General features: G+C 73.1%; 25 protein-coding genes. 15 read left to right on the forward strand and 10 right to left on the reverse strand.

The genetic code is table 11. From position 1 onward, the window contains the following. Positions 1–11: 11 nt before the first annotated feature. The 3 genes from O4J56_RS01535 to O4J56_RS01545 all read right to left on the reverse strand — a co-directional run bounded on the left by O4J56_RS01535 (position 12) and on the right by O4J56_RS01545 (position 1,569). The gene (locus O4J56_RS01535; protein WP_270683217.1) at positions 12–800 is read right to left on the reverse strand and encodes an NUDIX hydrolase; all 789 of its coding nucleotides are present in this window, start codon (positions 798–800) and stop codon (positions 12–14) included. Positions 801–931: 131 nt separating this feature from the next. Continuing rightward, a complete protein-coding gene (locus O4J56_RS01540) occupies positions 932–1,393 on the reverse strand; it encodes a RidA family protein (RefSeq protein ID WP_270683218.1) in 462 nt (153 codons plus the stop codon). Between the two features lie 2 nt (positions 1,394–1,395). Beyond that, positions 1,396–1,569 carry a DUF4177 domain-containing protein gene (locus O4J56_RS01545; RefSeq protein WP_017625908.1) on the reverse strand — a complete coding sequence of 58 codons (174 nt, stop codon included), beginning with the start codon at positions 1,567–1,569 and terminating at the stop codon, positions 1,396–1,398. 112 nt (positions 1,570–1,681) lie between these two features. Between O4J56_RS01545 and O4J56_RS01550 the strand changes: the two genes are divergently transcribed. The 3 genes from O4J56_RS01550 to O4J56_RS01560 all read left to right on the forward strand — a co-directional run bounded on the left by O4J56_RS01550 (position 1,682) and on the right by O4J56_RS01560 (position 6,465). Next, positions 1,682–2,656, forward strand: coding sequence for an ArsA-related P-loop ATPase (locus tag O4J56_RS01550; RefSeq protein WP_270683324.1), 975 nt, complete (start codon positions 1,682–1,684; stop codon positions 2,654–2,656). A gap of 104 nt (positions 2,657–2,760) precedes the next feature. Then, positions 2,761–3,879, forward strand: coding sequence for an ArsA family ATPase (locus O4J56_RS01555; protein WP_270683325.1), 1,119 nt, complete (start codon positions 2,761–2,763; stop codon positions 3,877–3,879). 147 nt (positions 3,880–4,026) lie between these two features. Continuing rightward, positions 4,027–6,465 carry a penicillin-binding protein gene (locus O4J56_RS01560; protein ID WP_270683219.1) on the forward strand — a complete coding sequence of 813 codons (2,439 nt, stop codon included), beginning with the start codon at positions 4,027–4,029 and terminating at the stop codon, positions 6,463–6,465. A 129-nt stretch (positions 6,466–6,594) separates the two neighbouring features. Here the strand turns inward: O4J56_RS01560 and O4J56_RS01565 are convergent, their stop codons facing one another. Further along, positions 6,595–7,050, reverse strand: coding sequence for a GatB/YqeY domain-containing protein (locus tag O4J56_RS01565; RefSeq protein WP_270683220.1), 456 nt, complete (start codon positions 7,048–7,050; stop codon positions 6,595–6,597). Positions 7,051–7,153: 103 nt separating this feature from the next. Here O4J56_RS01565 and O4J56_RS01570 point away from each other — a divergent pair, with 103 nt between their 5' ends. The 3 genes from O4J56_RS01570 to O4J56_RS01580 all read left to right on the forward strand — a co-directional run bounded on the left by O4J56_RS01570 (position 7,154) and on the right by O4J56_RS01580 (position 9,972). Beyond that, entirely contained in the window at positions 7,154–8,074 is a 921-nt protein-coding gene (locus tag O4J56_RS01570) for a metallophosphoesterase (protein WP_270683221.1), read from the forward strand. Between the two features lie 144 nt (positions 8,075–8,218). Then, the gene (locus tag O4J56_RS01575) at positions 8,219–9,358 is read left to right on the forward strand and encodes an LLM class flavin-dependent oxidoreductase (RefSeq protein ID WP_270683222.1); all 1,140 of its coding nucleotides are present in this window, start codon (positions 8,219–8,221) and stop codon (positions 9,356–9,358) included. Then, entirely contained in the window at positions 9,355–9,972 is a 618-nt protein-coding gene (locus O4J56_RS01580) for an FMN reductase (RefSeq protein WP_270683223.1), read from the forward strand. The genes O4J56_RS01575 and O4J56_RS01580 overlap by 4 nt, the downstream gene beginning before the upstream one ends. Before the next feature lie 753 nt (positions 9,973–10,725). Here the strand turns inward: O4J56_RS01580 and O4J56_RS01585 are convergent. After that, positions 10,726–11,439 carry a Crp/Fnr family transcriptional regulator gene (locus O4J56_RS01585; RefSeq protein WP_270683224.1) on the reverse strand — a complete coding sequence of 238 codons (714 nt, stop codon included), beginning with the start codon at positions 11,437–11,439 and terminating at the stop codon, positions 10,726–10,728. 76 nt (positions 11,440–11,515) lie between these two features. Then, positions 11,516–11,842 carry an STAS domain-containing protein gene (locus tag O4J56_RS01590; RefSeq protein WP_270683225.1) on the reverse strand — a complete coding sequence of 109 codons (327 nt, stop codon included), beginning with the start codon at positions 11,840–11,842 and terminating at the stop codon, positions 11,516–11,518. A gap of 299 nt (positions 11,843–12,141) precedes the next feature. On the opposite strand from O4J56_RS01590, the gene O4J56_RS01595 reads away from it, so the two are divergent. Both O4J56_RS01595 and O4J56_RS01600 read left to right on the forward strand, forming a co-directional pair. Continuing rightward, the gene (locus O4J56_RS01595; RefSeq protein WP_270683226.1) at positions 12,142–12,774 is read left to right on the forward strand and encodes a GAF and ANTAR domain-containing protein; all 633 of its coding nucleotides are present in this window, start codon (positions 12,142–12,144) and stop codon (positions 12,772–12,774) included. A 35-nt stretch (positions 12,775–12,809) separates the two neighbouring features. Continuing rightward, on the forward strand, positions 12,810–13,553 hold the full coding sequence (locus O4J56_RS01600; RefSeq protein ID WP_270683227.1) for a GAF and ANTAR domain-containing protein: 744 nt from the start codon (positions 12,810–12,812) through the stop codon (positions 13,551–13,553). Positions 13,554–13,658: 105 nt separating this feature from the next. Here the strand turns inward: O4J56_RS01600 and O4J56_RS01605 are convergent, their stop codons facing one another. After that, complete coding sequence (locus tag O4J56_RS01605; protein ID WP_270683228.1) at positions 13,659–14,381, reverse strand: peptidoglycan recognition protein family protein; 723 nt, start codon at positions 14,379–14,381, stop codon at positions 13,659–13,661. 584 nt (positions 14,382–14,965) lie between these two features. Here O4J56_RS01605 and O4J56_RS01610 point away from each other — a divergent pair. Both O4J56_RS01610 and O4J56_RS01615 read left to right on the forward strand, forming a co-directional pair. Further along, positions 14,966–15,511: a GNAT family N-acetyltransferase gene (locus O4J56_RS01610; protein ID WP_270683229.1), complete on the forward strand. Its 546-nt coding sequence runs from the start codon at positions 14,966–14,968 to the stop codon at positions 15,509–15,511. Between the two features lie 149 nt (positions 15,512–15,660). Next, complete coding sequence (locus tag O4J56_RS01615; protein ID WP_270683230.1) at positions 15,661–16,788, forward strand: M48 family metallopeptidase; 1,128 nt, start codon at positions 15,661–15,663, stop codon at positions 16,786–16,788. Between the two features lie 33 nt (positions 16,789–16,821). Here the strand turns inward: O4J56_RS01615 and O4J56_RS01620 are convergent, their stop codons facing one another. Then, entirely contained in the window at positions 16,822–17,637 is an 816-nt protein-coding gene (locus O4J56_RS01620; RefSeq protein ID WP_270683231.1) for a helix-turn-helix transcriptional regulator, read from the reverse strand. A gap of 73 nt (positions 17,638–17,710) precedes the next feature. Here O4J56_RS01620 and O4J56_RS01625 point away from each other — a divergent pair, with 73 nt between their 5' ends. Next, positions 17,711–18,427, forward strand: coding sequence for an SDR family oxidoreductase (locus tag O4J56_RS01625; RefSeq protein ID WP_270683232.1), 717 nt, complete (start codon positions 17,711–17,713; stop codon positions 18,425–18,427). Here the strand turns inward: O4J56_RS01625 and O4J56_RS01630 are convergent, their stop codons facing one another. After that, the gene (locus O4J56_RS01630; protein ID WP_270683233.1) at positions 18,428–19,405 is read right to left on the reverse strand and encodes a hypothetical protein; all 978 of its coding nucleotides are present in this window, start codon (positions 19,403–19,405) and stop codon (positions 18,428–18,430) included. A 135-nt stretch (positions 19,406–19,540) separates the two neighbouring features. On the opposite strand from O4J56_RS01630, the gene O4J56_RS01635 reads away from it, so the two are divergent. Further along, positions 19,541–20,905 (forward strand): hypothetical protein, encoded by a 1,365-nt coding sequence (locus O4J56_RS01635; RefSeq protein WP_270683234.1) that lies wholly within the window; start codon positions 19,541–19,543, stop codon positions 20,903–20,905. Positions 20,906–20,949: 44 nt separating this feature from the next. Here the strand turns inward: O4J56_RS01635 and O4J56_RS01640 are convergent, their stop codons facing one another. Next, positions 20,950–21,762 carry a GntR family transcriptional regulator gene (locus O4J56_RS01640; RefSeq protein WP_270683235.1) on the reverse strand — a complete coding sequence of 271 codons (813 nt, stop codon included), beginning with the start codon at positions 21,760–21,762 and terminating at the stop codon, positions 20,950–20,952. Positions 21,763–22,226: 464 nt separating this feature from the next. On the opposite strand from O4J56_RS01640, the gene O4J56_RS01645 reads away from it, so the two are divergent. The 3 genes from O4J56_RS01645 (at position 22,227) to abc-f (ending at position 24,712) form a co-directional block, all read left to right on the forward strand. After that, positions 22,227–22,391: a hypothetical protein gene (locus tag O4J56_RS01645; RefSeq protein WP_270683236.1), complete on the forward strand. Its 165-nt coding sequence runs from the start codon at positions 22,227–22,229 to the stop codon at positions 22,389–22,391. After that, on the forward strand, positions 22,388–22,762 hold the full coding sequence (locus tag O4J56_RS01650; RefSeq protein ID WP_270683237.1) for a hypothetical protein: 375 nt from the start codon (positions 22,388–22,390) through the stop codon (positions 22,760–22,762). The genes O4J56_RS01645 and O4J56_RS01650 overlap by 4 nt, the downstream gene beginning before the upstream one ends. A 294-nt stretch (positions 22,763–23,056) precedes the next feature. Further along, entirely contained in the window at positions 23,057–24,712 is a 1,656-nt protein-coding gene (gene abc-f / locus O4J56_RS01655; RefSeq protein ID WP_270683238.1) for a ribosomal protection-like ABC-F family protein, read from the forward strand. Positions 24,713–24,714: the final 2 nt, after the last annotated feature.

A 24,714-nucleotide genomic window follows, 5' to 3' on the forward strand; every position in this document is an offset into this window, starting at 1 on the left:
ACCAGCAGTCCTCATCGCACCTCGCCTCGCGGGTAGACGACGCCCTCGGGGACGACGATGCGCGTCTCGCCCCCGACCTCCTCCAGCACCGGCTCGATCGGGGCGATCTCGCGCTCGGCCGCCATCACCGCCGCCACCGACCCCGCCGCCTCCAGGTCCATGCAGGTGGACACGGTCGGCGGCAGCATCGCGATCTCGCCGCCCCGCCACAGCCGCACCGCCTCGCCGGGCGGCATCCACGCCCTCCGGTCGGCCTCCCCGCCGACGTCGCGGGCCTGCTGCCCTGCGGGCAGCCCTGCGGCGAAGAACCGGGTGTCGAACCGGCGCGGCTCGGGCGCCGGGGTGATCCACTGCGACCAGGCGTTGAGCAGGTCGGTGCGGAGCACCAGCCCGCGCCGGGCGAGCATCTCGGCGAAGGACAGGGTGCGGTCGACCAGGGCCGCGCGGTCGGCCTCCCAGTCCTCACCGCGGGTGTCGTCCACCACCGCGTCCCCGGAGGGGCCCGCCAGCAGTACCCCGGACTCCTCGAAGGTCTCCCGGACCGCCGCGCACACCAGCGCGCGGGCCTTGCGCTCGTCCGTGCGCAGGGTGCGCGCCCACGCGTCCGGGGGCGGACCGGCCCAGCGCACGTCCCGGTCGGCGTCGCGCTCGTCGACGCGGCCGCCGGGGAAGGCGTAGGCGCCGGGGGCGAACGGCATGGAGGGGGCCCGGCGCAGCATGTACACCTCGACGCCGCCGGGCGCGTCGCGGACCAGCATCACCGTGGCGGCGTCGCGGGGACGCACCGGCCGTGTCGTCATGTTCGTCCTCCTCGGCGGAACGGTACCCCGCTCGCCCCCGGCGCGTCCCCACCGGGGCGGCCGGGTACGGACGCCGGCGCCGGGTATGCGGACGGGCGCGGACCCGCGGGGGTCCGCGCCCGCCGGGACGGTCAGCCGACCTCCGCGATCATCTCCACCTCGACCGGGACGTCCAGCGGCAGCGCGGCCACGCCGACGGCGCTGCGCGCGTGCACGCCCGCCTCGCCGAAGACCTCGCCGATCAGGTCGCTGGCGCCGTTGACCACCTTCGGCTGGGCGGTGAACGACGGGTCGCTGGCCACGAACCCGGTGATCTTGACGATCCGCCGGACCGACGCCAGATCACCGACCTCGGACTTGAGCGCGGCGATGGCGTTGAGCGCGCAGATGCGCGCCAGCTCCGCCGCCCGCTCCTGGGTGACCTCGGCCCCGACCTTGCCGGTCCCGGCGGGCGCCCCGTCGACCATCGGCACCTGGCCGGAGATGTAGACGTGGTCGCCGGTGCGGACCGCGGGGACGTAGGACGCCAGCGGGGCGACCACCTCGGGCAGGGACAGCCCCAGCTCTGCGAGCCTCTCCTCGGGCGCGCCCATGCCTACTGCTTCTCCCGCTTCATGTAGGCGACCAGCTGCTGGTTGCGCGGGTCGCCGTCCACGGAGGGGCCGGGGATGACCGAGACCAGCTCCCAGCCGTCCTCGCCCCAGTTGTCCAGAATCTGCTTGGTCGCGTGCGACAGCAGCGGCACCGTCGCGTATTCCCACTTCGTCATGGGCGCAACCCTAACCGGCCGCGTGGGCCCGATCCGGCCCGGCCGGGCGCGCGGACATAGACTCCGAGGGGTGAGCGCACCTGATCAGGGCTCCACCGGGGTCCGCCTGCACGTGGTCTCCGGCAAGGGGGGCACCGGAAAGACGACCGCCGCCGCCGCGCTCGCGCTGTCCCTGGCCGCGGACGGGGGACGGGTGCTGCTGGTCGAGGTGGAGGGCCGCCAGGGCCTGGCCGAGCTGTTCGGCCGCGACCCGCTCCCCTACGAGGAGCGGAAGGTCGCCGAGGCCCGCGGCGGCGGGGAGGTCGTCGCGCTGGCGGTGGACGCCGAGGCCGCGCTGATGGAGTACCTGGAGATGTTCTACGGGATCCGCCGCGCCGGGCAGGTCCTGACGCGCTTCGGCGCCGTGGACTTCGCCACCACCATCGCCCCCGGTGTGCGCGACGTGCTGCTGACGGGGAAGGCCACCGAGGCGGTCCGGCGCCGCGAGGGCGGCCGCCGGTCCCGCCGAGAAGAGGCCCCCTACTCCTACGACGCGGTGGTGCTGGACGCCCCGCCGACCGGGCGGATCGCCCAGTTCCTGTGCGTGAACGCCGAGGTGGCCGGGCTGGCGCGGATGGGCCCGATCCGCAACCACGCGGACAAGGCGATGGCGACGATCCGCTCCTCGGCGACGGCGGTGCACTTCGTCGCGCTGCCGGAGGAGATGCCCGCCCAGGAGGCGGCCGACGGTCTGGCCGAGGTGCGCGAGGCCGGGCTGAACCCGGGCTTCGTCCTGCTCAACATGGTGCACGAGCCGCTGCTGCCGCCGGACGTGCTGGAGGCGGCCGAGCACGGCGAGGTGGACACCGAAGCGCTGGCGCAGGGCCTCAAGGCCGCACGGCTCGACGCCCCCAGGGACAGGGCGTCCGCACTGGCCCAAGAGGTCACCGCGCACGCGCAGCGGGTGGGCGCCGAGTCCGCGGTGCGCCGGCGGCTGCGCGCGCTGGGGCGGCCGATGCTGGAGCTGCCCTTCCTCGGCGGGGGGATCGACACCGACGCGCTGTTCCGCCTCTCCGACCGGTTGACGGCCCAGGGGGTGGCACGGTGAGCGGAGACCCGACGACGGACCCCGGCGGCCCCGGCACGCCCCATGGGCCGGACCAGCCCGGCACGCCCGGCGGTCCCGAAGCCCCGGACACCCCGCGGCTCGACGTGGACGCCCTCCTGTCCGACACGGCCGTGCGCACGGTGGTGTGCTGCGGTTCCGGCGGCGTCGGCAAGACGACCACCGCCGCCGCCCTGGGCCTGCGGGCCGCCGCCTTAGGGCGCCAGGCGGTGGTGATCACGGTGGACCCCGCGCGCCGCCTCGCCCAGTCGATGGGCCTGTCCGAGCTCGACAACACCCCGCGCCCGGTGGAGCTGCCCGCGTCCTTCGCCGCCCCCGGCGGGTCGCTGCACGCGATGATGCTCGACATGAAGCGCACCTTCGACGAGATCGTCGAGGCGCACGCCGACCCCGAGCGGGCCCAGCAGATCATGGCGAACCCCTTCTACCAGTCGCTCTCGGCCGGCTTCACCGGCACGCAGGAGTACATGGCCATGGAGAAGCTGGGCCAGCTCCGCGAGGAGGGCGACTGGGACCTGATCTTCGTGGACACCCCGCCCAGCCGGTCGGCGCTGGACTTCCTGGACGCCCCCGAGCGGCTGGGCCGGTTCCTGGACGGAAGGCTCATCCGGCTGCTGGCCGCCCCCGCCCGCACCGGCGCCTTCCGCCTGCTGGGCGCCGGGGTCGGGATGATCACCGGGATGCTGTCGAAGATCGTGGGCGCGCAGGTGCTCGCGGACGTGCAGTCGTTCGTGTCCTCCTTCGACGCCGTCTTCGGCGGGTTCCAGGAGCGGGCCGAGCGCACCTACCGGCGGCTGCAGGACCCGGGCACGGCCTTCCTGGTGGTGGCGGTGCCCGAGAGCGACGCGGTCCGCGAGGCCGCCTACTTCGTTGAGCGCCTGGCGGCCGACCGGATGCCCCTCGCCGGGCTGGTGATGAACCGCACACACGGCACCGGGGCCGAGGACCTGTCCGCCGGGGAGAGCATGGCCGCCTGTGCCGAACTGGAGCGCCAGGGCGGGCACGGGCTGGCCGCGGCGGCGCTGCACCTGCACGCGCGCGCCGCGGACCTGCGCGATCGGGAGGCCGCGCTGCGGGGACGGCTGGCGTCCGCGCACCCCGACCTTCCGGTGGCCGAGGTCCCGGCCCGGACACGGGACGTTCACGACCTCGCGGCGCTTCGGGAGGTGGGCGACGCCCTGGGCGGGGGGCCGCCCGCCGTATGACAGGATGGCGAGCGGACATCTGGTACGCCGATTACGGCCGGTCCGCATCTCTCCCGCCACTCCGGCCGCACCGGTCATCCCCCGCCTCAACCGGCCACTGAGGCCGGTGGCGTCCGCACGTACTCTGTTGGGGTGGGTCAGGGGACAATGGTTCAGAGAATCGCTCAGCTCTTCGGTGTCGGTGTCATCGCCGGAATCCTGGTCGCGGCCCTGGCGCTGCCGGCCGTCGGCGGCATCGGCATCACCGCGCGCAACGTCGCCACCGGCTTCATGAACATGCCGAGCGACCTGGAGACGCCGCCCCCTCCTCAGCGGTCGACCATCTACGACCGCGAAGGCGGCGTGATCGCGGAGATCTACGACAAGAACCGGGAACTCGTCGACCTCGAGGACATGTCCCCGGTGATGCAGGACGCCATCATCTCCATCGAGGACTCGGGCTTCTACGAGCACGGCGGCATCGACATCGGCGGCACCTTCCGGGCCGCGCTGCGCACGCTGGCCGGCAGCACCCAGGGGGGTTCCTCCCTCACCCAGCAGTACGTGAAGAACGTGCTGGTGGAGAGCGCCGACAACCAGGACGAGCAGGAGGAGGCCACCGAGACCAGCATCGCGCGCAAGCTGCGCGAGCTGCGGTACGCCCTGACGCTCGAGAAGCGCATGACCAAGGACGAGATCCTGCAGGGCTACCTGAACATCGCCTACTTCGGCGACGGCGCCTACGGCGTCGAGTCGGCGGCCCAGCACTTCTTCGGCAAGAAGGCCGCGGACCTGGAGCTGTCCGAGGCGGCCACGCTGGCCGGGGCGGTGCGCTACCCGTACCTGTACAACATGCGGCTGAACACCGAGGACGCCCAGGACCGGCGCGACGTGGTGCTCGACCGGATGGTGCAGATCGGGAGGATCACCGAGGAGGAGGCCGCCGAGGCCAAGGCGGCCGACCTGGAGGACCAGCTGGACGTGTCCAACCCCTCCAACGGGTGCGTCCCCAGCGACCAGCCGTTCTTCTGCGACTACGTGGTGCAGGAGATCGAGAAGAGCGAGCGGTTCGGTGAGAACGAGACCGAGCGCGCCCGCTGGCTGCGCACCGCCGGCCTGGAGATCCACACCACCCTGGACGCCGACATGCAGGAGGCGGCCCAGGACGCGGTCGACAAGTACGTCCCCCGCAAGAACAAGTCGAAGAAGGTCGCTGCGGAGATCCTGATCGAGCCGGGCACCGGCGAGATCCGCGGCATGGCGCAGAGCCGCAACTACGGGCCGGACGAGTCCAAGCTCGGCGAGACCTCGATCAACTTCACCACCGACTCCGACCGCGGCGGCAGCACCGGCTTCCAGGCCGGGTCCACCTTCAAGGCGTTCGCCCTGGCCGCGGCGCTGGAGCAGGGCAAGGGCTTCGGCACCTCCTACTCGGGGGCCAACGACAGCAGCACCACCATCACCGGCAACCGCAACTGCGACGGCGGGACCCTGGCGCCGTGGACGCTGAGCAACGCGGGCGACACCAAGGGCGGCGGCAGCAGCATGGTCGCCGGGACCAAGGGGTCGGTGAACACCTACTTCGCGCACCTGCAGCGCGACGTGGGGCTGTGCAACGTCATCGAGATGGCCGAGAACCTGGGCGTCAAGCGCGCCGACGGCCAGTCCTTCGACAACCCGCACACCCAGGCCAACAACTCCTTCGTCCTGGGCAGCGAGGAGGTCTCCCCGCTGCGCGTGGCCAACGCCTACGCCACCTTCGCCTCCGGCGGCACCTACTGCGAGCCGCAGGCGATCACCTCCATCGAGGACAAGCAGGCCGGCAAGACCATCGAGATCGAGTCCGAGTGCGAGCGGCGGATCAGCGAGGACGTCGCCGCCGGGGTGAGCTACCTGCTGCAGCAGACCTTCAAGGGCGGCACGACGACCGGCCTGGGGATCGGCCGCCCGGCGGCGGCCAAGACCGGGACCACCGACGGTTCGGCGGCGGCCTGGTTCGCCGGGTACACGCCGAACCTGGCCGGCTCGGTGTTCGTCGGCGACCCGCGCGGCCCGCAGAACTACCCGCTGCGCGGCGTCAACCTCGGCGGCCGCTACTACGGGACGGTCTACGGGGCCACCATCCCCGGGCCGATCTGGCAGGAGACCATGCGGGAGGCCACCGAGGAGCTGCCGGAGAAGGGCTTCCCCTCGGCGCCGTCCAAGTACCGGGGCGGCGGCTCCGGCGCCCCCGACGCCGAGCAGACCGCCAGCGGCGCGTCGGTCGAGGGCGGGGTGCCCGACGTGGTCGGCCAGAGCGAGGGCCAGGCCGTGGCCGCCCTTGAGGAGGCCGGGTACGTGGTGAGCGTCTCGGGTACGCGCGTCCGCTCCGACGAGGCCGAGGGCACGGTGGCCGCGGTCAACCCCGACCCCGGGACGGTGCTCCCCGAGGGGGCGACGGTGAACGTCTTCCTCAGCACCGGGTCGTCGGGCCGGGCCTCGCCGTCGGCCGACGCGGGCGACGGCGACGGCGGCGGCCGGGGCGGATCCGGTGACCGGGGCCCCGACCCCGGCGTCGGCACGCACCCGGTGGTACCCGCCTCCGAGGTGCCGCGGCGCGAGGAGTGACCGCTCCTCCGTTCCCGGCCGCCGGTCGGCCGGGAACGGAGGAGAGCAGTGCGGCCCGCACCCCTGCAGGGGTGCGGGCCGCGGTGCGTTCGGCGCCCGCCCGGCGAGCGGTCGGCGGGCAGCGGGCGGTCAGCCCGCGAGGCGGCGCTTGACCTCGGCGGCCACCCGGGAGCCCTCGGCCCTCCCGGCCACCTTCGGGTTGACGATCTTCATGACGGCGCCCATCTGCTTGGGGCCGCTCGCCCCGGACTCGGCGATCGCCGCCTCCACCAGGGCCCCCAGCTCCTCGTCGGTGAGCTGGGCGGGCAGGTACTCGGCGAGGACCTCGCCCTCGGCCCGCTCGTCGGCGGCCTTGTCCGCGCGGCCGCCCGACTCGAAGGCCTCGGCGGCCTCGCGCCGCTTCTTGGCCTCCCGGGTGACCAGGGCGATCATGTCGTCGTCGCTGAGCTCCCGGGAGGAGCCGCCCGCCACCTCCTCCTTGGACACGGCGGTGAGGACCATGCGCAGGGTGCGGGTGCGCACGTCGTCGCGTGCCTTCATCGCGGTGGTGAGGTCGGCCTTGAGGCGGTCTTTGAGTTCGGACATGCCAACGATCATAGGCTGGTGCCGGACGGCTTCCCCAGGGTTTTTCCGCGGCGTGCGCGCACGCGCACGCTCGGACAGGCGAGACAGGCGAAAGGTGCGACACGTGAGTGGACAGCGAGCGGGACTGCGCAGGCTCGGCCGGACCGCGGCGGCCGTCGCGGCGGTGGGGGCGGCCGGTTTCGCCTACGCCTCCGTGGTCGAGCGGAACTGGTTCCGGCTGCGCCGCTACGAGCTGCCGGTCCTCTCCCCCGGGGCGGCGCCGATGCGGGTGCTGCACCTGTCCGACGCGCACCTGACCCCCGGGCGGCGCATGCTCATCGACTGGGTGCGCGGCCTGGAGCGGTACGAGCCGGACCTGGTGGTCAACACCGGCGACTCCCTGGCCCACCCGGACGCCGTGGAGCCGTTCCTCGAGGCGCTGGGCCCGCTGCTGGACCGGCCGGGCGCGTTCGTGTTCGGGTCCAACGACATGTTCTCGCCGCGCTTCAAGAACCCGGCCCGCTACCTGTGGCGGAACAGCACCGCCGACTACCGGGACCGCCGGGAGCCGGACCTTCCCTGGCAGGAGCTGGGCGCGGCGATGGAGAAGGCCGGGTGGCTGGACCTGAACAACCGCACGGGCGCGCTGAACGCGGGCGGTCAGCGGGTGGCGGCCGCCGGGGTGCACGACTCGCACATCGGCCTGGACCGCTACGACGAGGTGGCCGGTCCGGCGCCGTCCGACGCGGCGCTCCGGCTGGGGGTGCTGCACTCCCCCGAGCCCGCCAACCTGGACCGCTTCGAGGCCGACGGCTATGACCTGCTGCTGGCCGGGCACACCCACGGGGGGCAGGTCTGCCTTCCGCTGTACGGGACGCTGGTCACCAACTGCGGCATCGACCGGCGGCGGGCCTGGGGGCTGAGCCGGTACGGCCGCGCGCACCTGCACGTGTCGGGCGGGCTGGGCACCTCCCCGTACGCGCCGGTGCGGTTCTGCTGCCGCCCGGAGGCGGCCCTGCTGGAGCTGGTCCCGTCCGACGCCTGAGGCCGCGGTCGGCGGCCGGGGCCCGGCCCCGGCCGCGGGGGTGTGGCGGGACCGACGGCGGGCTCCGGGAATGCGCGGCCGCCTTACCCTGTTCCCGGGAAGTAGTTGAAAACGGAACGACTTCACGCGGGGGCTGGAGGAGCCATGCAGTTCGGGATCTTCTCGGTCGGGGACGTCACCCCCGACCCGACGACCGGGCGCACGCCCACCGAGGGCGAGCGGATCCGGGCGGTCATGCGCATCGCCGAGAAGGCCGAGGAGGTCGGGCTGGACGTGTTCGCCACCGGCGAGCACCACAACCCGCCGTTCGTGCCGTCCTCGCCCACCACCATGCTCGGCTACCTGGCCGGACGCACCGAGCGCCTGGTGATGTCCACCGCCACCACGCTGATCACCACCAACGACCCGGTGAAGATCGCCGAGGACTTCGCCATGCTCCAGCACCTGGCCGGCGGCCGCGCCGACCTGATGCTCGGGCGCGGCAACACCGGCCCGGTCTACCCGTGGTTCGGCCAGGACATCCGGCAGGGCATCCCGCTGGCGGTGGAGAACTACGCCCTCCTCCACAGGCTGTGGAGGGAGGACGTCGTCGACTGGGAGGGGCGCTTCCGCACCCCGCTGCAGGGCTTCACCTCCACCCCGCGCCCGCTGGACGGCGTGCCGCCGTTCGTGTGGCACGGCTCCATCCGCAGCCCCGAGATCGCTGAGCAGGCCGCCTACTACGGCGACGGGTTCTTCGCCAACAACATCTTCTGGCCCAAGGAGCACTTCCAGCGGCTCATCGGGCTGTACCGCAGGCGCTACGAGCACTACGGGCACGGCCGCGCCGACCAGGCCATCGTCGGCCTGGGCGGGCAGGTGTTCATGCGCCGCAACTCCCAGGACGCGGTGCGCGAGTTCCGGCCCTACTTCGACAACGCCCCGGTGTACGGCGGCGGCCCCTCGCTGGAGGACTTCAGCCGCGAGACGCCGCTCACCGTGGGCAGCCCGGAGCAGGTCATCGAGCGCACCCTGGAGTTCCGCGAGTACTTCGGCGACTACCAGCGCCAGCTGTTCCTCGTCGACCACGCGGGACTGCCGCTCAAGACCGTGCTGGAGCAGCTCGACCTGCTCGGCGAGGAGGTCGTGCCGGTGCTGCGGCGCGAGTTCGCCGCCCGGCGGCCGGCGGGCGTGCCCGACGGGCCGCCCGGACACGAAGAGCGCAGGCGCGCGCTCGCCAAGGACGGCGCGGGCGACGCCACCGGCAAGGACACCGACGGTGCCGACAAGGAGGGCGCGAAGTGACCGAGCAGCGCATCGTCGCCGTCGCGGCGGGGCTGAGCACCCCGTCGTCGACGCGGCTGCTGGCCGACCGGCTGTCGGGGGCGGTCGGCACCGCCCTGCGCGAGGCGGGGGACACGGCGGCCGTCGAGACCGTCGAACTCCGCGAGCACGCCCGCGCGCTGGGCGAGGCGATGGCGGCCGGGTTCCCCACCGGGGAACTGAAGCGGGCCGTGGACGCGGTCGCCGGGGCCGATGGGCTGATCGCGGTGACGCCGGTGTTCAACGCCTCCTACAGCGGGCTGTTCAAGAGCTTCTTCGACCTGGTGGACGCCGACGACCTGCACGGCACCCCGGTGCTGATCGGCGCCACCGGCGGGTCGCCGCGCCATTCGCTGGTGCTGGAGCACGCGATGCGGCCGATGTTCGCCTACCTGCGCGCCACCGTGGCGCCCACGGCGGTCTACGCCGCCTCGGAGGACTGGGGCGGCGGCGGGGACGTCCACGCGCCCCTCACCGACCGCGTGTCCCGGGCGGGCGGAGAGCTGGCCGCCCTGGTGTCCGGGCGCCCCAAGCGGGAGCGCCCCGACCCCTACGAGGAGCCGGTGCCCTTCGAACGCCTGCTGCGCGGGGAGTGAGAGCCCGGGCCGCGGGGGCAGGGCGGTCCGGGCGGGCCCGGCCCCTCCCGCGGAGGCTCCGGGCCGTGAGCGGGGCGTCGCCCCGTCCTAGCGCCGCCCCGCCGCCGTCCGCCGCCGCTGGTGCGGCGGTCGGCCTCCGGCTCCTCCGGGAAGGGGCACCGCGCCCCGTTCACCTTCCCAGTCTGGCTCCCGAGCCGCGCCGGAATCCCGGACTGGTCGGCATTCCGCGCCCCCACCGGACGACACGACACGACGCTCGTGACGAAGGGGGGCAGGCCGCCCCGCCGTATTCGTACCGCGCATACCGGGGGCCCAGCCCCTCACGTTCCGCCCGCCCCGGCGGACCCGGCGAATGCGCCGCCACCGCCCCCGCTCCGGCGGCGTTTCCGTCGGGGCCGCCGACCGGTCCATCGATGCTCTCGGGGCCCGCGCCGATATGCGGGTGTGCTCGGCGTCGATCTCGGGACGAACGACGGTACCGGGCCGGCTCTCGGGCGTGTTTCTCGGATCGTTCTCGGCTCGCGACCAATAGGACGACGCTCGCTGCACCGGGACGCTCGAGCAGCCGACCAGGATGGACTTCGCGCCCCGTCCTGCGAGCGGAGCCCGGGCCCCGCTGCGCCGACATGGCGAAGCCGGCGCAGTAGGGGCGACGGCCGCCCGCTGGTCGAAAAGCCTCCGAGAAACACGTCCCAGAGGCGCATTTCCCGAGATCAACGACGCGGGCGGCCCATCCGCGCCGGTTCCCACGGGTCAGTCCTCGTCGGCGAAGGCCTGCAGCGCCCCGTCGTCGAGGATGGCGACCCTGCGGTACCCGGCTTCGACGCCCCCGGCCTCGCGCATCCGGCGCAGCGCCTCGCCGACCGCGTCCTCCCGGGCCCCGATGAGCATGCCCAGCTCGGCCTGGGAGAGCCGCACACCGATGTCGACCGCCCCGTCCCCGATCGGCACCCCGTGGCGCGCGGCGAGCTGCAGCAGCGCCCGCGCCAGGCGCGCCGGGACCCGGTAGGCGGTGTACTCACTGCGCTGCCGGTCCGACCACTCCAGACGGTCCCCCAGCACCGAGGCCACCGCCTCCCACGCGCCGGGGGTGCGGTCGAGGAAGTCCTTGAAGGCGCGGGCGCTGTAGGCGTGCACCACGGTGGGCGTGCAGGTGACGATCGTCGCCGTGCGAGGGCGGTCGCGCACGATGCCCATCTCCCCCACCAGGTCGCCGTCGACGCGCACGCCCAGCAGCGTCTCCGTGCCGTTCGGCAGCACCGCGGTGACCTTCACGCAGGCCGAGGCCGACCGCCCGGGGGCGCGCAGCAGCAGGACGCCGTCACCGGGCCCGCCCTGGCTCATCAGCACCCGCCCGGCCGGCACCCGCCGCGGCGGTGCCAGGGCCAGCAGGCCCTCCCGCGCCTCCGGGCCGATGCGGGCCATGAACGTACCCTCCGGCCAGCCCTCACCGCCCGTTGGAGCCATCGCCGGCACTCCTCTCCCTCGCCCCCTCCTGCCTATCGGAGCCCGAACCCGGACGGGAAGGCCCGATCGAGGCCGCTCAGGAACCGATGACGCGGACATCGAGCACTTGGTCCAACCCGGAGCAGCCGAGCACCCTGGCGGGCCTGCCCGAACCGGCCACCCGAACCGCCATCCGGCCGCCGCGGGCCCGCCGCCTGCGCTCCAGCTCCACCAGCAGCGCCAGACCGCTGGAGTCGATGAAGTCCAGCCCCGTCAGGTCGACCACCAGGAGCGGCCCCGCGCGGCGCTCGGCGCCGCAGGCCGTGCCCCGCGCCTCCGCCGCCCCCACCAGGTCCAGCTCACCCCGAATGCTCAGCCGCACCGCACCCTCGTCCGGACACACGTCGATGTCGATTCCGGTCATCGCGCCCCTCGGCTCCTTCGCCGCCGTTCCTCCCCGATCGAGGTCCGGAACCGGAGTGGACACCTGTTTCCCGAACCGCCCAAGTTACGCCGACCGGGGAGGCCGTACCCCGCCTTCCCTCCATACGCATCACCGACGAAGGTCCCCCCGCCTCTCCGGCGTCCGGGCATAGGATGGGAAACGACCTCGATCCACGTGAGGGGCGTTTCCTGTCCAGTCCGCTGCGAACGATCCGCGAACGGGTCACCGAGCGTGCCCGGGCACGGGAGACATCGGCGGCCGTCAGCGACGTATGCGACGTGTGCGCCGAGCTGGTCCCCTGCCGCGGCGTCGGAGTGATCGTCACCTCCGCCACGGGGACCACGACCGGCTCCTACTACGCCACCACGGACTTCAGCCGCCGCCTCGACGAGATGCAGACCGCCCTCGGCCAAGGGCCCAGCATCTCCGCCGCCGCCCAGGGCGAGACGGTCCTGGTCCCCGATCTGGACGAGGCCTGGGCCCGCCGCGTCTGGCCCGTATTCGCCGAGTCGGCACTGGCGGACGGCCTCAGGGGCGTCTTCACCTTCCCCGTGGGCACGGGCGCGGCCGTGCTCGGCGCCCTGACCATCCACCGCTCCTCCCCCTCCCCGCTGGCAGAGGGCGAGCTCGCCTACGGGCTCGCCTCCGCCGGGGTCGCCCTCGACCTCATGCTGCACACTCCGACCACGGACACCGCCGTGACCTGGGTCGACGGCGCCGATCTGGGCGCCCACCAGGTGGAGGTGCACCAGGCGGCGGGAATGGTGTCCATACAACTCGACGTGACCGTGGACGAGGCCTACTCCCGCCTCCGGGCCCACGCCTTCCGGCACGACATGACCCTTGCGGACGTGGCGGTAGAGGTCGTCCGCCGCAGGCTGCGCTTCACTCCCGACCCGCAGCCGGACTGACCCTCCCCCGTCCCACCTCGAAGGAGGAATCCCGAGTGTCACGAGAGCTCGAACTCGTCGAGGCTTTCGTCGGGCTGGCCGATACCCTCGTCGTCGGCTTCGACGTCGTCGAATTCCTGCACGACCTCGTGGTGCGCTCGGTCTCGCTGGTGGACGCACAGGCCAGCGGCCTGCTACTGAGCGACGCCACCGACCAGGGGCTGCGCTTCATCGCCGCCTCCACCGAACAGGCGCGCATGCTCGAACTGCTGCAGCTGCAGAACGAGGAGGGCCCCGCCCTGGAGGCCTACCGCACCGGAGCGAGGGTCGACGTGCCGGACCTGGGGGCGCACGCCGACAGGTGGCCCGGGCTCCACCAGGCCATGCAGGACGCCGGCTTCGCATCCGTGCAGGCGTTGCCGCTCCGGCTGCGCGACCGCACGCTGGGCGCGATGACCCTGTTCCGCACCTCCCCCGGCCGTCCGGACGAGACCGACACGGCGATCGCCCAGGGGCTCGCCGATGTGGCCACGATCGGCATCATCAACTCGCGCGCGCTGGAGGAGCAGGAGCGCCTCGCCGAGCAGCTCCAGGCGGCGCTCAACAGCCGCATCTCCATCGAGCAGGCCAAGGGGATGCTGGCGGAATACCACGGGGTGGAGATGGAGCAGGCCTTCGAGATGCTGCGCCGGTTCTCCCGGAACAACAACGTCCGCCTGTCGCACGTGGCCGCGGCCGTGGTGCGCCGGGAGACGTCGACGGCCGAACTCATCCCGCCCCGCGGCCACGCGCTGCACTGACCGGGCGGACGCGGCCGGAGCCGTGGGACACGCGTCCCCGGGCCCGGCGGAGCCCTGCGTTCCCCGGAGCAGGCGGGGAACGGAGGACTCCGGGACCGGGAGGGGTCAGACCTGGTTCCTGGTGAAGGCCGTCATGATCTGGGCGGCGGCCCAGCCGGTGATGCGGTCGCCGAAGTCCTGTTCGGAGCCCTGGGACTTGCGGGCGGCCAGCACCGCCTTCTCGGTCTCGTCGCCGTAGTGGCCGTCGGCGCCGAACTCGGGCAGGTCGAATCCGGCCTTCATGAGGATGACCTGCAGGTACTTGACGCGCTCTCCGGTGTCGCCCTTGCTCAGTCCGACCATGTCGTCGTCTCCGATCCGTCCGGCGTCGGCGGGCATTCCGGCGTCGACCCAGGCGGCCAGGTCGTCGCCGGGGCACGAGGTCTGGTTCAGATCCCGGTGCCCGGTCTTGTCGAGGGTGCGCCCGGCGCGGCGGTTGGCCTCGTCGTACAGGGCGCGGATGGCGGCCTTGGCGGCGCCGGTGGCGTCGCCGTCCCGGCCGATGAAGCAGATGCCGATGTGGGAGGTGTTGTAGGGGGAGGCGTGGGCGCCGACGACCAGCCAGCCGCGCCCCTCGTAGGCGGTGCCGGAGCGGTCGACCAGGAAGTTGTAGCCGATGTCGGCCCAGCCGTTGCCGTCCATGTGGAAGTCCTGGATGGAGCGGACGGACTGGCCCGGCGGCCCTGCCGAGTAGTGGACGGTGACCCCGCGCCGCTGCGACCACGAGGTGGTCGACCGGGAGCGGGGCGCCCGCGCGCCCCATTCGGAGCGCGGGACGATCGAGACCATGCGAGCCTCCTGGAAAACGCGAGCGGCCCCGGCGCGCGGTCCGGGGCCTGCGGGGAACGGTGAGCGGCGGCAGGACAGGGGGCGGTACGGTGACCGGCCCTCGACCCCATCGCGCATCTCACATTTCGCATCTTAGGGATCGCACGCTGTCACTAGGGGGGAATCCGGAGAATCCACATCCGGTGCCCTGCACCGGGAGGGCACGTCAAGGGGCGGATGCCCGTGCCGAAACCCCGGAAGGGCCCTCATGCGGGCGGCTCGTATGCCCCACGCGCCCCACCGGTCCACGGCGCGGCCGCCGTCCGCGGCGCGGCCGGGCGGCGGCGGGGGCGTCCGAAGGCCGCAGGTGCCGCCCGGGGGGGCAGGCCGCCTATACTGACCAGGTCCGTTCCACTCGGCGGACGACGACCGCGAGCACAGGGAGGTGGGTCGATGACCGCGCCGACGGCGACCACCGCGCAGCACGTCCGGACCTTCCTCACGCCCCGGTGCGCGGTGTGACCGCCCTTCTTCCGTTCCGCCCGCCGAGAGCGTGAGGCGGCGGGCCGAAATCCATTGGCCCGAGAGAACGGATCCCTTCACCGATGAACGACGACTTCTCGGTATCCCCTGCGCGTTCCGCGTCCGCCGACTGGGCGGTGCGCGTCGAGACGCCGACCGACGTGCCCGAGGTCCAGCGGATCGTGCGCGCCGCCTTCGACCGGCCCGATGAGGCCGACCTGGTCGAGGCACTGCGCGGCGACCCGGCGTGGATCGACGGGCTGTCCCTTGTCGCGGCCGACAGCGGCGGGCGGCCGGTCGGGCACGCGCTGCTGACCCGGTGCCACATCGACGCGGTTCCGGCGCTGTGCCTGGCACCGTGCTCGGTGCTGCCCGAGTACCAGAGGACGGGCGCCGGTTCGGCGGCGATCCGGGCGGCGCTGGAGGCGGCGGCCTCGTTGGGCGAGCGGTACGTGACCGTGCTGGGGCACCCGGAGTACTACCCGAGGTTCGGGTTCGGCCGCGCCTCGGAGTACGGGGTCGGTCTGACGATCGAGGTCCCCGACGAGGCGCTGATGGTCATGGCGCTCCGACCCGGGGACCCGGTGCCGCCGGGGACGATCCGCTACGCGGCGCCGTTCGGCATCTGAGCCGTCCGGTATCCGAGCGGTGAGCAGGGCGGGCGGGGACGCGTCCCCGCCCGCCGCCCGGTGCGTTTCGCCCGCTGTGCCCCTATTCCGAACGACATGCCCCTGTTAATCTCCGGCGCATGTCGAGAGCCGCGAAATCCGCTTGGCCGATGGTGGGCGCTTGGCTGCTCGTGGCCGCGGTCTCGGCGCTCTACGCGGCGGCGTGCTGCGGCGCCGTCTGGGCGATCGGGCTGTCGTGGTGGTGGGGGCTGCTACCGGTGGCCATCGCCGTGGCCGGTGCCTGCACGGGCATGCTGCTCCGGGTGAACGAGGCCCACGCCCCGACGGACAGCGTGGTGATCAAACCCGTCGACGACGCGCGCATCCACGCGGTCGTCGACCGGCTGTGCGCACTCACCGGGCAGGACAAGCCGGTCGTGCGGCTCTACGGCGACGGCGCGCCCAACGCCCTGTCCTTCGAGCCCGACACCGTCTACCTGAGCATGGGGCTGGTGAACCGGCTGGACAACCGGGAGCTGGAGGCCGTGCTCGCCCACGAGCTGGCGCACCTGGCGCACCGGGACGAACGCGTGCTGTCGTTCGCCACCTTGATGGGGACGATGGAGTGGGCGCTGACCCTCCCGGCGATGGCGGGGATGCTGGTGGCGGCGGCCGAGGGGCGGGTGTGCCGTGTCGCCCGCCGGTGCGGCCGGAAGTGGCGGCCGGCGTTCGGCGCGTCGACCGGTCCTCGGACGCCCGAAGTTGCGAGCACCTGGCTCCCGAGGCCTCCGCGGCCCGAAGAGAGAGAGGACAAGGCGTTCTCCCCCGGCGCCGCCCGCGTGGTCATCATTCTGGCGGGACTCGCGCGCGCGGCGCTCATCCTGCTCTTCCTCGCGGTCCTGTTCCCCGCGCTCATCGTGGGGGTCCTGGCGTACGGCGCGGCCCTGATCCCCGGCCGACTCGTGATCCTCGTCCTGACCCGGCGGCGCGAGATCGCCGCCGACCGGGCGGCGGCCGAGCTGACGGGGGCACCGTCGGTGCTCGCGGCCACGCTGGCGCGGCTGACGAAGTCGATCCCCCTCTCAGGGGACCTGCGCGGCCTGGGGAACGCATCGTCACAGGCGTTCCTGCCCACGTCGCGCCCGGGGAAGCGGCAGGACCGGCACCCGGACGACGCGATCGGCAAGGCGATGGACCGTCTGTGGGACTCCCTGCGCTCCACTCACCCCTCGGTCGAATCCCGCATCAGGCGCTTGGAGAAGCAGTCGGCCCGCATGACCGGGCCCGGGGGAGCATAGGGGACGCCCGGAGGGCCGCGCCGGTGCCCCGGTTCAGGCCGCCTGCCCGGCCAGCCTGTGCAGGGTCCGCGCCGAAGGTGAGCCGGGGTCGGCCGTGATCAGGACGACCTCCTGATCGTCCTCGGGCACGAGCAGGACGTCGCAGTTCAGCCGCAGCGCACCGGCCTCGGGGTGGTGGAGGGTCTTGGTGCGGTGCCCGGGCGCGTGGACGGGGTGCTCCGCCCAGATCCGCCGGAACTCCTCGCTGCCGGCGCGGAGTTCGGCCAGCAGTGCGGCCACCCGCGGGTCGTGCGGGTAGCGGTCGGCGGCCCGGCGGAGCCGCGCCACCGCGATGTGCCCGAACTCCGCGGTGCCGGAGTTCTCGTACAGCCGTCCCGGATCCAGGAAGCGGCGTCTGGCCAGGTTCGCCGTCCCGTCCGCGAGGTCGCCGCCGAGCAGCGCCCGGGCCAGGGGGTTCCAGGCGATGACGCCGTAGGCCGCGTCGGTGACGACGGCGCCGGTCCCCGGCAGCCGCTCCAGCATCCGGGCCACGTGCGGGCGGACCCTCCGTTCGGCGCGGGTGCCGGGAGGTGGGCTCGACCCCGCCAGGCGGAACAGGTGGCTGCGCTCGGCGGAGGTGAGCCGCAGGGCCCGTGCCAGCGCGTCCAGGATCCGGTCGGACGGCCGCGGCCCCCGGGCCTGCTCCAGGCGCGTGTAGTAGTCGACCGACATGTGGGCGAGTTCGGCCACCTCTTCGCGGCGCAGGCCCGGCGTGCGCCGGTCGGTGCCCATCGCCGTCAGGCCGACGTCGTGCGGGCGCAGGCCCGCCCGGCGGTCCCGCAGGTAGCGGGCCAGCTCTTGTCGCGCCATGCCGCCTCCCCCACCACTTCCTGGTACGGCCTGTCCCTGGCAGGGTGGCCGCGACCAGGGGACCGTGGTCTCCATGAACGATCGCACAGCCCTGGTCACCGGTGCCAACAAGGGCATCGGCAAGGACATCGCCCGCCTGCTCGCCGCCGAGGGCCTCACCGTGTACGTGGGCTCCCGCGACGCCGACCGCGGGAAGAGGGCCGCCGAGGAGATCGGCGCCGGCACCCGCCCGTTGGTGCTCGACGTGACGGACCCCGACGGCATCGCGGAGGCGGCGGCCCAGGTGGAGCGCCTGGACGTGCTGGTGAACAACGCAGGGATCGCGCCCTCGCTCGCACCGCCGACCGAGACGGGGGCCGAGGAGCTCCGGAGCGCGTACGAGACCAACGTGGTCGGGGTGGTGGAGGTGACCAACGCCTTCCTGCCCGCCCTGCGCCGGTCGCCGCGGCCGCGCATCGTCAACGTCTCCAGCGGAACGGCGTCGCTGACCTGGAGCACGAACCCCAACCCCCAGTTCACCCCGGGAAGCGGTGGAGCCGCCGCCTACCGGTCCTCCAAGGCGGCGCTCAACGCCCTCACCGTCCTCTACGCGCAGACCTTGGCCGAGGAGGGCTTCAAGGTGAACGCGCTCGCCCCTGGGCTGCGGGCCACCGATCTCACCCCTGGAGCCGCGGCCGTCGGCGGCGACCCGGCCGAGGCCGCCCGGGGCGCCGTGCACCTGGCCCTGCTTCCGGACGACGGCCCTACGGGGGGCTTCTACTCCTGGGACACGACGCCCGTGCCCTGGTGATCAGGCCGCTCCGGCATGCGGAGTGCGCGGGCCGCCGGGGATGTCGCTGAAGACGCGCTCGCGCACGCACGCGTCCCCGATCGCCTCCCGCTCCTCCCCGGCGGGCAGGCGCAGGTGCTCCGCGGCGTCCAGGAGCTCGGAGACACGCGCCTCGGGCTCCCAAGTCGGCGCGGCGATGGTGACGGGGACGCCTTCGTGCTCGGTGATCAGCTCCGGACCGGAGCCCGTGTCGCGCACGACGCCGATCCCCTCGTCCTCGCAGGTGACGTCGTCGTCCCAGTTCGCGCAGGGGTCGTCGAAGTCCATGGCATCGGGGTCCGAATACCCGGTGACCTGGAGCGCGCGCGATTCGGGACCGGTGGAGTGGTAGGTGATCTGCACATCGCCGCCGTAGGCGGCGGCCTCTACGCGCGTCCAGCCGTCATCGTCCAGGAGCACCACCGAGTCGGCGGCCTTGTCGAACTCCTCGCGCGCGTCCTTCCAGCTCCCGGACACGTACAGGGACGCCGACGCGACGAAGGTGACGACCATGGCCGCGGCACCGGCCACAAGCGCGCGGCGCAGCCGCAGCGGGCTCCACGCGGCGCGCACGATCAGCGAGAACAGCACCGCGCCGGCCGCCATCGCGAGCAGGACGGCCAACACCTCGTCGACCCTGCCGACGACGACTCCGATGACGAAGCTCGCCGTCGGACAGGCGAGGAGCAGCCCGGTAACCGCGGTCTTCCACGGATGCGGCACACGCAGGAGCCTGAGCAGGAACACGATCGGCAGTACGGGCACGGCGGCGAGGAGGAGCCCCAGGAGGAAGAGGGCGAGGGTCTCGTCGGTGTCCCATGCATAGGCCTTGTCGAACGGAGCGAGGAAGGCGACCGAGGACAGGAGCGTCACCCCCGGCCAGAGGAGCCCGATGACGGCGGCGGACCACAGCGCAGCCCGGCTCGGTCCGATCGACGTCCCCGGCGACTCCAGCTCCACAGGCCCCTACTCCCCATCGTTCCGGCATCACATCCGGTACTGGGATGACGCCCACGGGGCCGGGGTTCCATGAGTCCTGCCAGGACCCCTTCACGGAGGTGCCTGTTGTCATGGACGGCTGCCAAGGTGTCCGCCATGAAGAACATGTACCGGATCCACATCGTGCACGCGGATCGGTCAGGCGGGCCGGTCCGGTTGCGGGTGCTGCTCGTCCACCATGAGCCGTGGTGGGACCAGGCCGAGCTGCTTCCGCGCGACCCTGGGTTCTTCTTGCAGGTGCTGCGCGAAGCGGCGGACGGCGAGGCCGGACGCCCCCGAGGGCCGTTGGCCGACGAGGTCGGCGAGGCGCAATCGCTGGATCCGGCGTTCGTCCACTCCAACGCCCACCGCTTCGTCGAACGCGTCGAACGGGTGGCCGTGCGCCATCACCCTGTCGACGATGCGCTGGCGGTGTACTACCGCGACTCCTACGACGTCCTCGACCGCCTCTACTACGCGGGGACGTTCAACGGCGGGTACCGCCCCGATGAGCACGGCCCATTGGAAGAACGCCTCGTTCAGGCGGAGTACGACATCTGGCCCACCGACCCCCGGTGGACGCAGACCCTCCGGACCGGCCAGTGCTGGGGCACCGGCGCTTGGGGGCCGCTCTCAGAGGCCGAAGCCTCCGTGCGCCGCGGGTGGATTCTGTGGGACGACGCCCCTGAAGGCGCCGCCGCCGCGTTCCGGCACGCGATCGGACTCGAACATGGCGACCCATACGCCAAAGCGCAGGCCCGTATGGAGCTCGACGCCCTCCTGGCCGGGCGGGACCGGTACGCCGCACAGGACGAAGGATCCGATGTGCCTCTGGAATTGGCACTCCGGTTGTGGGCGGAAGGTCGCGAAGAGGAGGCGCGCGCCGCCTACGCGGAGGCGGTCTTCCGAGGCGACGGCTCCATCGGCGACGTCTTCGTGGGTGGCGCTGCGGTCATCGCCGAAGCGCGCCGACGGGCGGGTATGGAGAGTCCGGCCGAGTACGGGCACCGCCTCGCCCAGGCAGGCGACCTGTCTCGGGCGGCGGCGGAGCTGCGCAGGATCTACGACAACGGTTCAGCCCGAGTGGCCGCGTTCGCGCTCGCTCTCTACGCAGGGGACTTCGACCGGGCCGAGGAGATCTGCGGGGCGGGCATCGAAGGGGATCTGGAAGGGACCTGGATGGGCTGGTTCGCGATGGACCTGGCTTTCGTGCACGCCCGTGCCGGTGACACCGACACGGCCCGCCGCATGGCGGAACTGGCCGACGAGGGGTGGAATAGCGGACCGTTCCTGCACGCATTGGCCAGCGGATCGGCCCGCCCGCCGGAACTGGCCATGGAGATGGGGACCGCCCTGGTCGACAAGATGGCCGGTCCGGCGGAGGACGACGAAATCCAGGCGATCATCGACGTGGCACACGTCCATCTCCCCGAGTTGGCCGCGTACGCCCACAACGCCCGGGCCACACGCGAGTCCCCTTAGCGACTGAGAACACCGCCACCGCCGGGGGGCATGGCCTCAACGCCTCAGAACTGATCTGATCCAGCCACCTGACCGATGGGGAACGTGTGGCGCGAGGCCGCACAGATCGTCTCCAAGGCGTGGATCGGCACGTCCTCCGTGCTCACGCTCACCCGGAGGACCTGCACGACCCACTCGCCGGCAACGTCGAGCAGGTCGGCCTCATAGGGCGTCGGCGGCCGGGCGGTCAGGGTCTCGGTGGCATGCCCGAACCGGTGGCCGAGGTCCTCGATGGCGGCCTGGAGCGTGGGCAGCACGAAGCCTTCGCCGTCCAACCGCGTGCCCTCACCGACGTCCACCCGGAAGAAGCTCGTCGCGATGCGCACGGGCACGCCGTTGGCCCAGAACATCTTCCGCCGCGCGATCACCATGTCGCCGGGCTCGACCCGCAGGGCGGCGGCCACGTGCTCCGAGGCGGGCTCCTGCCCCACGAACAGCATTTTGCGTTCGGGTGTGAGCCCCTGGCGGTCGGCCTCGGTCAGGTAGAGGCTCTTGGAACCGCGCACGGTGGGAGGGGTCGGCAGGGCACGCTCGACGAGCACACGCGGCCGGGGCTCGACCGGCCCGCTCGGCGCCTTGTGGTCCCCGCCCGCGCCCGCCTTCTTCATCTGGCTGATGCGGCCGGGGGTGACGCCGAGGCTCTTGGCGATCTCCTCCTGTCGCATCCCGCCCTCCTGGGCCTCGATGATGGCGCCGCGGCGGATGCGCGACAGCTCGACGCTCTGGCCCTGGAGCGAGGCCATGGCAGCCGAAGCGGCCCGGGCGCGCTCCACCGGATCGGCGATCGCGGCGATGTCGTGAAGTGTCCGTGCGTCCATGGAGTCCTCTTGTCGCGGCTTTCCGACCCGAACTTTAGCCCCTCTATTGCGCCGGGCGGCGTACATGGCTACCGTCATATCAGGCGGCTCTTTAGCCCCTATAAACGGGGGTGGGGCCACGGGCAGCGGGTGGCGGTCACGCCTCCAGTCTGCCGCAGCCCTCCATGCGGCCGCCGACCACCGTGCGGCCGCGGCTTGGCGGTCACTGGCCGCACGGTGGTCCACACCGCAGATGCCCCCGAGGAGCACCCATGTCCATGCCAGGCGCCAAGCCACCGGATCGGCAGGGCCCTTGCCCACTCGCCCGGCCCGCACACCACGGTTCGCGCCCACAATCCCGCCTCCCCGCCGACCCTGGTGTCGAACCAGGCAGGAAATCGCTTAGGGGAACTCTGAACGACCTCTTCGGCGCCGTCCGCGATGCGATGGACGTCGCGCCGCCCTCCGACTTCGCGCATCGGAACGTGCGGGAGCGGATCCGGTCCGCTCGTGCGGACTACGTCTGCGGCGTTCTCGAACAGGCCGACGCGCACGACCTCGACACCACGGTCCGCGCCCTGCGGCTCGCACCGGCCCTGTTCCCGGTCAACTACGGGCTCGGCATCGGCGGCGCGGAGCGGCGGTCATGATCAGCTACACCCCGCCGCCTCTGGACGGCGCCCGGTACGCCCGCTTCGTCGACCTCGCCCTGCGGTACACGAGCTGGGGCATCGGCTACACCAGCGACGGCGAGCGCCTGCTGTTCACCGCCGTGCACAAGCTCCACGACGCACAGGTCTCCTGCCACGGCCTCGACACCCTCGAAGCGGTGCTCGCAGCGTCCGACCGGCACCTCCGGCGCACCCCGGCCGCAGGCCGGGTGAGGCGGTACTACCGACGTTGGGAGCGGCAGCAGGCCGAACGGGAACGGCGCGACCTGGCCGCGCTGGTCGACCTCGCCGCACGACTGGGTGGCAGCCTCGCCCTCGCCACCGTCGCTCCCACGAGGGCCGCCGCGTGAGCCCAGCGCTCGACGGCGAGTTCGGGGCCCAAGCGAATCCTGGCCAATGAGAACGGCCGCCCGCAGCCGTGGGGAGGCTGCGGGCGGTCTCAGGACTGAAAGGGAAGTGCGCCGCATGCTCTAGGGAGAAGCGTCTCGGGTGAATGCCCGGTGGCACTCGTCACGTCAGCCCTGCCATGAGGGACTCGCCTGTTAGTCTGGCGCCATGGCTTTCCATTACTTCATGTGAGTCCGGGCACGGCCGATGCCGCCGTTTCTGCTGCCCGTTGACCATTCGCATGCTTGGAAAGCCCTATGCGCGACCGCGCCTCCACTGCTCTGCGCGCCGACGGCCCCGTCGCCGTGGCGCAGCTGTCCGTCGCCTCCGTCACCAAGGCCTACGGCGAACGGACCATCTTCGACCAGCTCTCCTTCACCGTCCGGCCGGGTGAGAAGGCCGCCGTCATCGGCGAGAACGGGTCCGGCAAGTCCACCTTGCTCCGCCTGCTCGCCCTGGCCGAATCCCCCGACCGCGGGGAGGTCACCGTCCGCTTCCCCGGCGGCACCGGGCACCTCGCCCAGACCCTCGCCCTCGGTGCGGACCGCACCGTTCAGGACGCCGTCGACCTCGCCCTCGCCGAACTGCGCGACATGGAACGACGACTCCGCGCGGCGGAGGAATCGCTCGCCGACGCGTCGGACGAGGAGCTCGCCGCCTACGGTGAGCTGCTGACCGCGTACGAGGAACGCGGCGGGTACGAGGCCGACGCCCGCGTGGACGCGGCCGCGCACGGGCTCGGGCTCGCCGGGATCACCCGCGACCGCCGGCTCGGCTCGCTCTCCGGCGGCGAGCGGTCGCGCCTGGCACTCGCCTGCGTCCTGGCCGCCGCCCCCGAACTGCTGCTCCTCGACGAACCGACCAACCACCTCGACGCCGCCGCCGTGCGCTGGCTGGAGGACCACCTGCGCGCGCACCGCGGCACCGTCGTCGCGGTCACCCACGACCGCGGTTTCCTGGAGCGGATCGCCACCACCATTCTCGAAGTCGACCGGGACGAGCGCACCGTGCGCCGGTACGGCGACGGGTGGGCCGGCTACCGCGCCGCCAAGGCCGCCGCCCGGCGCGGGGCGGAGCAGCGGTACGCGGAGTGGGTCGAGGAGGTGGCCCGTTCGGAGCGGCTGTTGGAGGCCGCGGGCAGGCGGCTCGCCACCACGGGCCGCGACCCGGGGCAGGGGTTCGGCAAACACCGCCGGTCCAGCGAGGCCAAGCTCGGCGGGCAGGTGCGCTCGGCCCGGGAGCGCCTGGCGCACCTGCGGCGCAACCCGGTGGCGAAACCGCCGGACCCGCTCAGGTTCACGTCGCCGCCCCGGCCGACGGACGATGGGCCCGGCCCGGGCCCACTCGCCGAACTCGACGACGTCCGCGTGGGGGACCGGCTGCGCCTGGACGGGCACGTGGAGATCGTGGCCGGGGCACGCCTCCTCGTCACCGGCGGGAACGGGGCGGGCAAGACGACGCTGCTCCGCGTCCTCGCGGGCGATCTGCGGCCGGACGCCGGTTCCGTGCGCCTCCCCGCCCGCGTCGGCCACCTCACGCAGGACCCGCCCGCGCGCGCCACACGGCTGCCACTGCTGGCCGCGTTCGCCGAGGGACGGCCGGGGGCACCGGACGAGCACGCCGAACGGCTGCTGTCGCTGGGCCTGTTCCGCGAGGAGGACCTCCGTGTGCCGGTCGCCGAGCTCTCCGTGGGACAGCAGCGGCGCCTGCAGATCGCGACCCTGGTGACCCGCCCGGCGGACCTCCTGCTCCTCGACGAGCCGACCAACCACATCGCCCTCGACCTGGTCGAGGACCTTCAGGCGGCGCTCGCGGCGTTCCCGGGGGCGGTCGTCGCGGTCTCGCACGACCGGGGCTTTCGTGAGGCATTCGGGACCGAACGGCTGGAGCTGCGCGCCGGCCGCAGGTGCTGACC

It is taken from the genome of Nocardiopsis endophytica, from assembly GCF_027706725.1.
In the GTDB taxonomy this organism is placed as follows: Bacteria; Actinomycetota; Actinomycetes; order Streptosporangiales; family Streptosporangiaceae; genus Nocardiopsis_A; species Nocardiopsis_A endophytica.

What these genes read in the sequence shown, in the direction of transcription:
- O4J56_RS01535 (WP_270683217.1), bottom strand. Translation starts at nt 800, where the DNA reads ATGACGACACGGCCGGTGCGTCCCCGCGACGCCGCCACGGTGATGCTG.
- O4J56_RS01540 (WP_270683218.1), bottom strand. Translation starts at nt 1,393, where the DNA reads ATGGGCGCGCCCGAGGAGAGGCTCGCAGAGCTGGGGCTGTCCCTGCCC.
- O4J56_RS01545 (WP_017625908.1), bottom strand. Translation starts at nt 1,569, where the DNA reads ATGACGAAGTGGGAATACGCGACGGTGCCGCTGCTGTCGCACGCGACC.
- O4J56_RS01560 (WP_270683219.1), top strand. Translation starts at nt 4,027, where the DNA reads ATGGTTCAGAGAATCGCTCAGCTCTTCGGTGTCGGTGTCATCGCCGGA.
- O4J56_RS01565 (WP_270683220.1), bottom strand. Translation starts at nt 7,050, where the DNA reads ATGTCCGAACTCAAAGACCGCCTCAAGGCCGACCTCACCACCGCGATG.
- O4J56_RS01575 (WP_270683222.1), top strand. Translation starts at nt 8,219, where the DNA reads ATGCAGTTCGGGATCTTCTCGGTCGGGGACGTCACCCCCGACCCGACG.
- O4J56_RS01585 (WP_270683224.1), bottom strand. Translation starts at nt 11,439, where the DNA reads ATGGCTCCAACGGGCGGTGAGGGCTGGCCGGAGGGTACGTTCATGGCC.
- O4J56_RS01590 (WP_270683225.1), bottom strand. Translation starts at nt 11,842, where the DNA reads ATGACCGGAATCGACATCGACGTGTGTCCGGACGAGGGTGCGGTGCGG.
- O4J56_RS01605 (WP_270683228.1), bottom strand. Translation starts at nt 14,381, where the DNA reads ATGGTCTCGATCGTCCCGCGCTCCGAATGGGGCGCGCGGGCGCCCCGC.
- O4J56_RS01610 (WP_270683229.1), top strand. Translation starts at nt 14,966, where the DNA reads ATGAACGACGACTTCTCGGTATCCCCTGCGCGTTCCGCGTCCGCCGAC.
- O4J56_RS01615 (WP_270683230.1), top strand. Translation starts at nt 15,661, where the DNA reads ATGGTGGGCGCTTGGCTGCTCGTGGCCGCGGTCTCGGCGCTCTACGCG.
- O4J56_RS01620 (WP_270683231.1), bottom strand. Translation starts at nt 17,637, where the DNA reads ATGGCGCGACAAGAGCTGGCCCGCTACCTGCGGGACCGCCGGGCGGGC.
- O4J56_RS01625 (WP_270683232.1), top strand. Translation starts at nt 17,711, where the DNA reads ATGAACGATCGCACAGCCCTGGTCACCGGTGCCAACAAGGGCATCGGC.
- O4J56_RS01635 (WP_270683234.1), top strand. Translation starts at nt 19,541, where the DNA reads ATGAAGAACATGTACCGGATCCACATCGTGCACGCGGATCGGTCAGGC.
- O4J56_RS01640 (WP_270683235.1), bottom strand. Translation starts at nt 21,762, where the DNA reads ATGGACGCACGGACACTTCACGACATCGCCGCGATCGCCGATCCGGTG.
- O4J56_RS01650 (WP_270683237.1), top strand. Translation starts at nt 22,388, where the DNA reads ATGATCAGCTACACCCCGCCGCCTCTGGACGGCGCCCGGTACGCCCGC.
- abc-f (WP_270683238.1), top strand. Translation starts at nt 23,057, where the DNA reads ATGCGCGACCGCGCCTCCACTGCTCTGCGCGCCGACGGCCCCGTCGCC.